The sequence below is a fragment of the Streptomyces sp. NPDC088817 genome, from assembly GCF_044750345.1.
Classification (GTDB): domain Bacteria; phylum Actinomycetota; class Actinomycetes; order Streptomycetales; family Streptomycetaceae; genus Streptomyces.
On record NZ_JBIVJN010000033.1, the window covers coordinates 25,057 to 33,289 of the forward strand.

Below are 8,233 nucleotides of genomic sequence, written 5' to 3' on the forward strand. Positions count from 1 at the left end.
ACGGCGACCGGCGACCGGCGACCGGCGACCGGCGACCGGCGACCGGCGACCGGCGACCGGCGACCGGCGACCGGCGACCGGCGACCGGCGACCGGCGACCGGCCTACGCCTCTGTCTCCGTGCCCGCCCCCGTATGTGCCGCTGCCTCTGCCGCAGCCTGTGGCCCGGACTCCTCTTCCCCGGGCACGGTCACGGCGCGCGCCCAGTGGCACGCCACCTGGGCTCCCCCGCCCCCGCTCAGGATCTCCAGGTCCCGGCCGCGGCACGCGTCCGCGACACCCGCCCGTTCCGCCTCGCCGTCCGCCAGGACCTGGCAGCGGACGTGGAAGCGGCAGCCGGAGGGGATACGGGACGGGTCCGGGGGCTCACCCGTCAGGACGACCGGTTCTCCGGCCGCCTCGGGCAGGACGGACAGCAGGGCCCGGGTGTACGGGTGCCGGGGAGCCGTCAGGACCTGCTCCACCTCACCGGTCTCCACGATCCGGCCCAGGTACATCACCGCGACCCGGTCGGCGATGTTCCAGGCCAGCCCCAGGTCGTGCGTCACCACCAGCGCGGACAGGCCGAGTTCGGCGCGCAGCCGCAGCAGCAGGGCGAGGATCTCGCCGCGCACCGAGGCGTCCAGGGAGGCCACCGGCTCGTCGGCGACGAGGAGTTCGGGCTCCAGGACCAGGGCGCCCGCGATGACCACGCGCTGGCGCTGACCGCCGGACAGCTCGTGCGGGTAGCGCAGGAAGAAGCGCTCGGGCGGTCGCAGCCCCGCCCGGGCCAGCGCTCCGGCGACGGCCGCCCGCTCGTCCCCGCGGTACCCGTGGACGCGCAGCCCCTCGGCCACGGCGTCGTACACCGTGTGCCGGGGGTTGAGCGAGCCGCTCGGGTCCTGGAGCACCAGTTGGGCCCGCTTGCGGTACGCCTTCAGCGCGCGGGAGGAGTAGTCGAGCGGGGCACCGTCGAACCTGACGCGGCCCGCGGTCGGCGGCACCAGACCGAGCAGGGAGCGGGCCAGCGTCGTCTTGCCGCAGCCCGACTCGCCGACCAGCGCCACGATCTCGCCGCGCCGGATGTCGAGGTCGACCCCGTCCACGGCGCGGGCCGCGGGCCCGCCGTGCCGCCCCGGGAACACGACCCGCAGCCCTTCGACGCTCAGCAGCGCGGATGTGGTCATGGCGTGCCGCTCCTCACGTCGTCCTCCGTCGTCTCCGCGTCCGGCGTCCCCGCCTCCGCCTCCGCGCCCACGTGGACGCAGGCCGCCCGCCGTCGAGGACCGGCCTCCCTCAGGAACTGGTCCCGGGTGCCGCACAGATCGAGCGCGACCGGGCAGCGCGGGTGGAAGGCGCAGCCGGAGGGCACGGCGGACGGGTCCGGCGGATCGCCCGCCAGACCGCGGGGAGCGAAGCGGGACGCCGGGTCGCCGATCCGCGGGAACGCGTCCGACAGGGCCTTGCCGTAGGGATGCCGGGCGTCCTCGTAGACCTGTCGGGCCGGGCCCTCCTCCACCACGCGGCCCGCGTACATGACCGCGAGCCGGTCGCAGGTGTCGGCCAGCACGGCGAGGTCGTGGCTGATCATGAGCAGGCCCAGGTCCTGCTCGCTCACGAGCCGTTCGATCAGACGCAGGATCTGCGCCTGGATCATCACGTCGAGCGCGGTGGTGGGCTCGTCGGCGATGACCAGCCGGGGGTCGCAGGCCAGCGCCATCGCGATCATCACGCGCTGCCGCTGGCCGCCGGACAGTTCGTGCGGGTAGGCGCTGGCCCGCGCGGCGGGCAGCCCCACCTGCTCCAGCAGCTCACCGGTCGTCTTCCGCGCGCCGGCCGGCGTCGCCTTGCGGTGCAGCAGGATCGGCTCGGCGATCTGGTCGCCGACGCGGTGCACGGCGTTGAGCGAGTGCATCGCGCCCTGGAAGACGATCGACGCCCCCGCCCAGCGCACCGCCCGGACCCGGCCCCACTTCATGGTCAGCACGTCCTCGCCGTCGAGCAGGATCTCGCCGCCGACCCGGGTCCCGGCCGGCAGCAGCCGCAGCAGCGCCAGCGCCAGCGTGGACTTGCCGCAGCCGGACTCGCCCGCGATGCCGAGCTTCTCGCCGGCGGCGAGTATGAGGTCCACGCCGCGCACCGCGGCCGCACCCGACGGGTACGTCACTTCCAGGTCGCGCACTTCGAGGAGGCTCAACGGGACACCCCCAGACGGGGGTTGAGAACGGCCTCGACGGCGCGCCCGCACAGGGTGAACGCCAGCGCGACGACCGCGATGGCGATGCCCGGCGGCACCAGGTACCACCAGTCGCCGGAGCTGACCGCGCCGGCCTCGCGCGCGTCCTGGAGCAGGCCGCCCCAGGAGACGAGCGTCGGGTCGCCGAGCCCGAGGAAGGCGAGCGTCGCCTCCGCCAGGATCGCCGAGGAGATGATCAGGGTGGTCTGCGCGAGCACCAGCGGCATGACGTTGGGCAGCACATGCCGGGACATCACGTGCCAGTGGCCGCCGCCGAGCGCCTTGGCCCGTTCGATGTACGGCCGCGACTCCACCGCCAGCGTCTGCGCCCGCACCAGCCGGGCGGTGGTCGGCCAGGTGGTGACGCCGATCGCCAGGATGATCGTGCCAAGCGAGCGGGACATGACGGTGGCCAGCGCGATGGCGAGGACCAGCGTCGGCATCACCAGGAACCAGTCGGTGACCCGCATGATCACGGTGGCGTACCAGCCGCGGAAGTGCCCGGCGGTGATGCCGATGACCGCGCCGATCGCCACCGACAGCACGGCGGCGAGCAGCCCGACCAGCAGCGAGACGCGCGAGCCCCAGATCACCAGGCCCAGCAGGTTCCTGCCGAACTGGTCGGTGCCCAGCGGGAAGTGGGCGCTCGGACTCTCCAGCGGCCCGCCCGGCGCGTCGGTCACGCTCTGCACGTCCGCCCCGACGGTCAGCGGCGCGGTCAGCGCGACCAGCGCGCACAGCACGAGGGCGGCGAGCCCCACCAGGCCCGCCCGGTGCGTCCGGTACTGCCTCCAGAAGCGGACGACCGAGGCCCGGCGGCGCTGCCGGGCGAGCGCGCGGGGGCCGGGTCCGGGATCGGGGTCGGGTGCCCGGCCCGGGCCGGCGGTCGTGGTGGTGTCGGCGGTCATCGTCCCACCCTCGGGTCGAGCAGCGGATACAGGACGTCGGCGAGGGTGTTCATCAGGATCACCGCCGCGGCGAAGACGAAGAACAGTCCCTGCACCAGCGGCAGATCGGGCACGTTCAGCGCCTGGTAGAACAGTCCGCCCAGACCCGGCCAGGAGAACACGGTCTCGACGAGGATCACTCCCGCGACCGTCCGCCCCAGATTGACGAAGATCAGCGTCACGGTCGGCAGCAGCGCGTTCGGCACGGCGTGCCGCCGTCGTACGAGGTCGTCGCGAAGTCCCTTGGCGCGCGCGGTCGTCAGATAATCGCTGCCCATCTCGTCAAGCAGCGCCGACCGAGTGACCAGCAACGTCTGCCCGTACTCGACCGCGACCAGCGTCACCACCGGCAGGACCAGATGGTGGGCGACGTCGACGGCGTACGCGAAGCCCTCCTTGCCGCCCGACTCCATGCCCCCGGTCGGGAACAGGCCCGGGACCGGGCCCACGCCGACCGAGAGGACGATGATGAGCAGCAGCCCCAGCCAGAACGCGGGGATCGAGTAGAGCGTCAGCGCCAGCCCCGTGTTGAGGCGGTCGCCGAGCTGTCCGTGCCGCCAGGCGGAACGGGTGCCGAGCAGGATCCCGAGGGCGGTGTAGAGCACGAAGGCCGTACCGGTCAGCAGCAGGGTGTTCGGCAGCGCCTCGGTGATCTTGTCGATGACCGGTGTGCGGAACTGGTACGAGGTCCCCAGGTCCCCTGTCAGCGCCTTGCCGCAGTAGTCCGTGAACTGCCGCCACATCGGCAGGTCGAGCCCGAACTCCCGCCGGTAGGCGGCGAGCTGCCGCGCGGAGACCGGCCGGCCGGCGGTCATGAACTTCACCGGGTCGCCCGGGATCAGCCGGAAGAGGAAGAAACTGGTGACGAGGACGGCGAGCAGTGACACGGCCGCACCGGCCAGCTTGCCCGCCGCGTACCGCAGATAGGCGGTACCGGTCCGCGCCCGGGGGCCGCGGCCCGCCGCCGGTCCGGACTTCCCCGGATCGGCGGCGAGCCCCTCGACCAGCGCGGGTGTCGCTTCAGCGGTCATGTGCGCTCACTGCCTATTCGCGGTCTTCTGCTGTTGCCCGGCGGCGCACCGCGAAGAGCGCCGCGAGGCCGCCGAGGACGACGACGCCGGCGACGATCGCGATGATGACGCCCGTCGACGTGGAATCGCTCGAGGAATCGCCGGAGTTCGCCGGAACGGCCGACCACCAGCTCCAGTAGCCGTCCTGGCCGTAGATGTTGCCCGCCTTGGTCGGCATGGTCGTGATGGACTCGATCTGGTCCGTGCGATAGGCCTCGACGGCGTTCGGATAGGCCATGACGTTCATGTACCCGAGGTCGTACAGCCGCGACTCCATCTGCTTGACCAGGTCCGCCCGTTTGGCGGGGTCGTACTCGGCCAACTGCTGGGCGTACAGCTCGTCGTACTTCTTGTCGCAGATGAAGTCGTCGGTGGCGTCGGTGTCCTTCGGGGTCGCCGGGAGCGCGGCGCAGGTGTGGATGGAGAGCACGTAGTCGGGGTCCGGGTTGACGGACCAGCCGTCGAAGGCGAGGTCGTACTTGCCCGCGAGCCACGGATCGGTCACGTTGTCCAAGCAGTTGAGCTCGACCCCGATGCCGAGCTTGCCCCACCACTCCTGGAGGTACTTGCCGACCGCCTTGTCGTTGGGGTCGGTGGCGTGGCACAGCACGCGGTAGTTCAGCGGCTTGCCGTCCTTGCCGACGCGCTTGCCGTCCGCGTTCTCCTTGTAGCCCGCCTCGTCGAGGAGTTGGGCGGCCTTCGCCGGGTCGTACGCCAGTTCCTGGTCCGCGGACGGCTTCCAGAAGTACGACTCGTAGCGCGGCGGGATGTAGCCCTGGCCCAGTTCCGCGTGGCCCTGGAAGACCTTGTCCACGATGGTCTGCCGGTCCACCGCCATGAACAGCGCGTGCCGCACCCGCTCGTCCAGCAGGGACGGGTCGCCGTCACCGAACTTCTTGCCGTTCCTGGCCTGGGCGCCCGGGTTGGTGGCGAGGGCGTAGAAGCGGCGGCCGGGGCCCTCGTTGACGTGGATGTTCTGCGCGCCCTTGAGCGAGGCGGCCTGAGCGGGTGTCAGGGCCGGCGAGCCCGCAACGAAGGAGACCTCGCCCTTGCGCAGGGCGGCGACGGCGGCGTCCTGGTCCTTGTAGTACCGGAAGACCAGCTCGTCGAACTTCGGCGCGCCTCGCCAGAAGGTCTTGTTGGCCTCCAGCCGAACGTAGCTGTCGGGCTTGTAGCCGGTCAGGACGAACGGCCCGTTGCCGACGATCGGGAAGCTCTTGTCGTTGTTGAACTTCGAGAAGTCGCCGACCTTCTCCCAGACGTGCTTGGGCACGATCGGCACGTCGAGCGCGGTCATCGTGGCCTGCGGCTTCTTCAGCCGGATCACGAGCTGGGTGGGACTGGGCGCGGTGACCTCGGCGAAGTTGGTGACGAAGTTGCCGTTGGCGGTGGCAGCGCCCTCGTCGGTCATCATCTTGTTGAGCGTCCACGCCGCGTCCTCGGCGGTGGCCTGCTGTCCGTCCGACCACGTGGAGTTGGAGCGGATCGTGTACGTCCAGGTCAGCTTGTCCGGCGACGGCTCCCACTTGGTGGCCAGGGCCGGGACGACATGGGCGTCCTTGGGGTCGTAGTTGGTCAGGTACTCGTACATCAGCCGGTGGACGCTCGTGCTGAGCAGACGTCCCGCGAGGAAGGGGCTGAGCGAGTCGACGCTCTGCGCGACGGCGACCGTGAGGACCTTCTTGTCCTTCTTGCCCTGCGCGCTCTCCGCGGCGTGGGCCTGCGGCGCGGCCGGAGTGAGGGGGGTCGCGAGGCCGGCCGTGAGGACGAGGGCGGCGGCGCCCGCGGCCAGGAGCCGTGTCCCCCTCAACCGGGGGCCGGTACGTCCTCTGCCGTGCTGATCGTGTGTCTTCATGGCTCGGTGACCTCGCGTCGTCGCTCGCAGAAGACGGTTTGCGCCTCCTGCCGGGCTGGCTTGAACGGGCTTGATCGGATGGCGCCGGCGGAATGAAGTGAGTGTCTATCAGCGGCAGTCTGCGCGCGTCAACGGTGCGTCAAACCCCATGTGGCCTGCGGAAATAACGACTTGAACGCGATCTTGCTCCCATTGGTGGAGACCACTGAAGCCTCCCTGGTGAGGGCGTGGCGGCGGAATCCGACCGGTTCTGACTGCGAACACGCGAAGGCCCGCGCCGTGCGGAACGGCGCGGGCCTCGAGGGGCATGGTGGAGCTACTGGTGGGGCGGGGGAGGGGCCTGCGGGTACGGCGGGTTGGGCCGGTCCGGCTGCTGCGGGGGCTGGGGATGAGACTGGTCGGCCTGGCCCGGCTGAGCGGGGTGACCGGGATGGGCGGGCGTTCCCGGCTGTCCCGGCTGGTGGCCGGGGTAGGGCTGCGGTGGGGCCGGATACGGCTGACCGGGGCCTGGCTGTCCGGGCTGTCCGGGCGGCTGGGGGGCGTACTGGCCCGGAATCGGCTGACCGGGGGCGGGCTGCCCGGGGTGCGGCCGGCCCGGGGCGGGCTGCCCTGGGACCGGCTGTCCGGGGTACGCCTGCCCGGGGTACGGCTGGCCCGGGTACGGCCGGCTGGGATGGGGTTGTCCAGGAACCGGCTGACCAGGAACGGGCTGGCCCGGAACCGGCTGGCCCGGCATGGGCGGGGCCGCGACCGGTGGCGGGTTGCCGTCGGAGGTCCACAGCCCGTGCGCCTGCTGGTGCCGTACGAAGTCCTCCGCGACCATCGCCGCGAGGTTGAAGTACGCCTCCCGCACCTTCGGCCGCATCATGTCGAGGTCGACCTCGGCACCGGCGGACAGATGCTCGTCGAAGGGCACCACGACGACACCGCGGCAACGGGTCTCGAAGTGCGCGACGATGTCGTCCACCTTGATCATCTTGCCGGTCTCGCGCACCCCGGAGATCACGGTGAGGGAACGGGCGACGAGGTCGGCGTACCCGTGCGCCGACAGCCAGTCCAGCGTCGTACTGGCACTGCTGGCTCCGTCCACGGACGGCGTGGAGATGATGATGAGCTGGTCGGCGAGATCGAGCACACCGCGCATGGCGCTGTAGAGCAGACCCGTACCGGAGTCGGTCAGGATGATCGGGTACTGCTTGCCGAGCACGTCGATCGCGCGGCGGTAGTCCTCGTCGTTGAACGTCGTGGACACGGCCGGGTCGACGTCGTTGGCGATGATCTCGAGACCCGAGGGCGCCTGGGACGTGAACCGCCTGATGTCCATGTAGGAGTTGATGTACGGGATCGCCTGGACGAGGTCACGGATGGTGGCTCCGGTCTCCCGGCGCACCCGGCGGCCGAGCGTGCCGGCGTCCGGGTTGGCGTCGATGGCGAGGATCTTGTCCTGCCGCTCGGTGGCGAGCGTGGAGCCGAGCGCGGTGGTGGTGGTCGTCTTGCCGACGCCGCCCTTGAGGCTGATGACCGCGATGCGGTAGCAGGACAGCACCGGCGTACGGATGAGGCTCAGCTTCCGCTGCCGCTCGGCCTCCTCCTTCTTCCCGCCGATCCGGAACCGCGCTCCGGGTCCGGTGGGCCGAGTGCTGCGGGCCTTCTGCTTCTTGTTGTTGAGCAGCCGGTCGGAGGACAGCTCCACGGCCGCGGTGTAACCGAGCGGCGCAGCACCGGGGTTGGTCGGCTGGCGCTGGTCGTGCTGTATTGGCTGCGGCCAACTGGCCCCGAGCCGGGGGTCGACGGGCTGCTGCGCCTGAACACCACCGGGCTGCGCACCCGGGACGCCCGGCTGGGGGAACCCGTACCCGGCCTGGGGGTTGGCGGGGGGTGCGGTGGGGGCGACCGGCGGCTGGCCCGAGGGCTGAGCACCGGGGGTGCCGGGTTGCGGGAAGCCGTATCCGGCCTGGGGGTCGGCCGAGGTCGGGGTGGCGGCGGGTGCGGGCTGCTGCGTGGGCGGCTGCTGGGTGCCGGGGAGGCCGTATCCGGCCTGGGGAGTGCTGGGGTCCGCCGGAGGCCGGACCGTCGGTGAGGCCTGCGCACCGGGGGTGCCGGGTTGCGGGAAGCCGTATCCGGCCTGGGGGTCGGCCGGGGCCGGG

Annotated in this window: 6 protein-coding genes; all 6 read right to left on the reverse strand. The window is 71.8% G+C overall.

The window, feature by feature from the left end:
* Window positions 1-103: 103 nt before the first annotated feature.
* Window positions 104-1,165, reverse strand: coding sequence for an ABC transporter ATP-binding protein (locus ACIP4X_RS34970; RefSeq protein WP_358737650.1), 1,062 nt, complete (start codon window positions 1,163-1,165; stop codon window positions 104-106).
* Entirely contained in the window at window positions 1,162-2,175 is a 1,014-nt protein-coding gene (locus ACIP4X_RS34975; protein WP_401352363.1) for an ABC transporter ATP-binding protein, read from the reverse strand. Before ACIP4X_RS34975 ends, ACIP4X_RS34970 begins: the two co-directional genes overlap by 4 nt.
* Window positions 2,172-3,122, reverse strand: a complete 951-nt coding sequence (locus ACIP4X_RS34980) for an ABC transporter permease (RefSeq protein WP_358737647.1) — start codon at window positions 3,120-3,122, stop codon at window positions 2,172-2,174. Before ACIP4X_RS34980 ends, ACIP4X_RS34975 begins: the two co-directional genes overlap by 4 nt.
* On the reverse strand, window positions 3,119-4,192 hold the full coding sequence (locus ACIP4X_RS34985) for an ABC transporter permease (RefSeq protein WP_358737645.1): 1,074 nt from the start codon (window positions 4,190-4,192) through the stop codon (window positions 3,119-3,121). The genes ACIP4X_RS34980 and ACIP4X_RS34985 overlap by 4 nt, the downstream gene beginning before the upstream one ends.
* A gap of 13 nt (window positions 4,193-4,205) precedes the next feature.
* Window positions 4,206-6,086: an ABC transporter substrate-binding protein gene (locus ACIP4X_RS34990; RefSeq protein ID WP_391460246.1), complete on the reverse strand. Its 1,881-nt coding sequence runs from the start codon at window positions 6,084-6,086 to the stop codon at window positions 4,206-4,208.
* Window positions 6,087-6,402: 316 nt separating this feature from the next.
* A partial coding sequence (locus tag ACIP4X_RS34995; protein ID WP_401352367.1) for an AAA family ATPase occupies window positions 6,403-8,233 on the reverse strand: 1,831 nt, incomplete at its 5' end.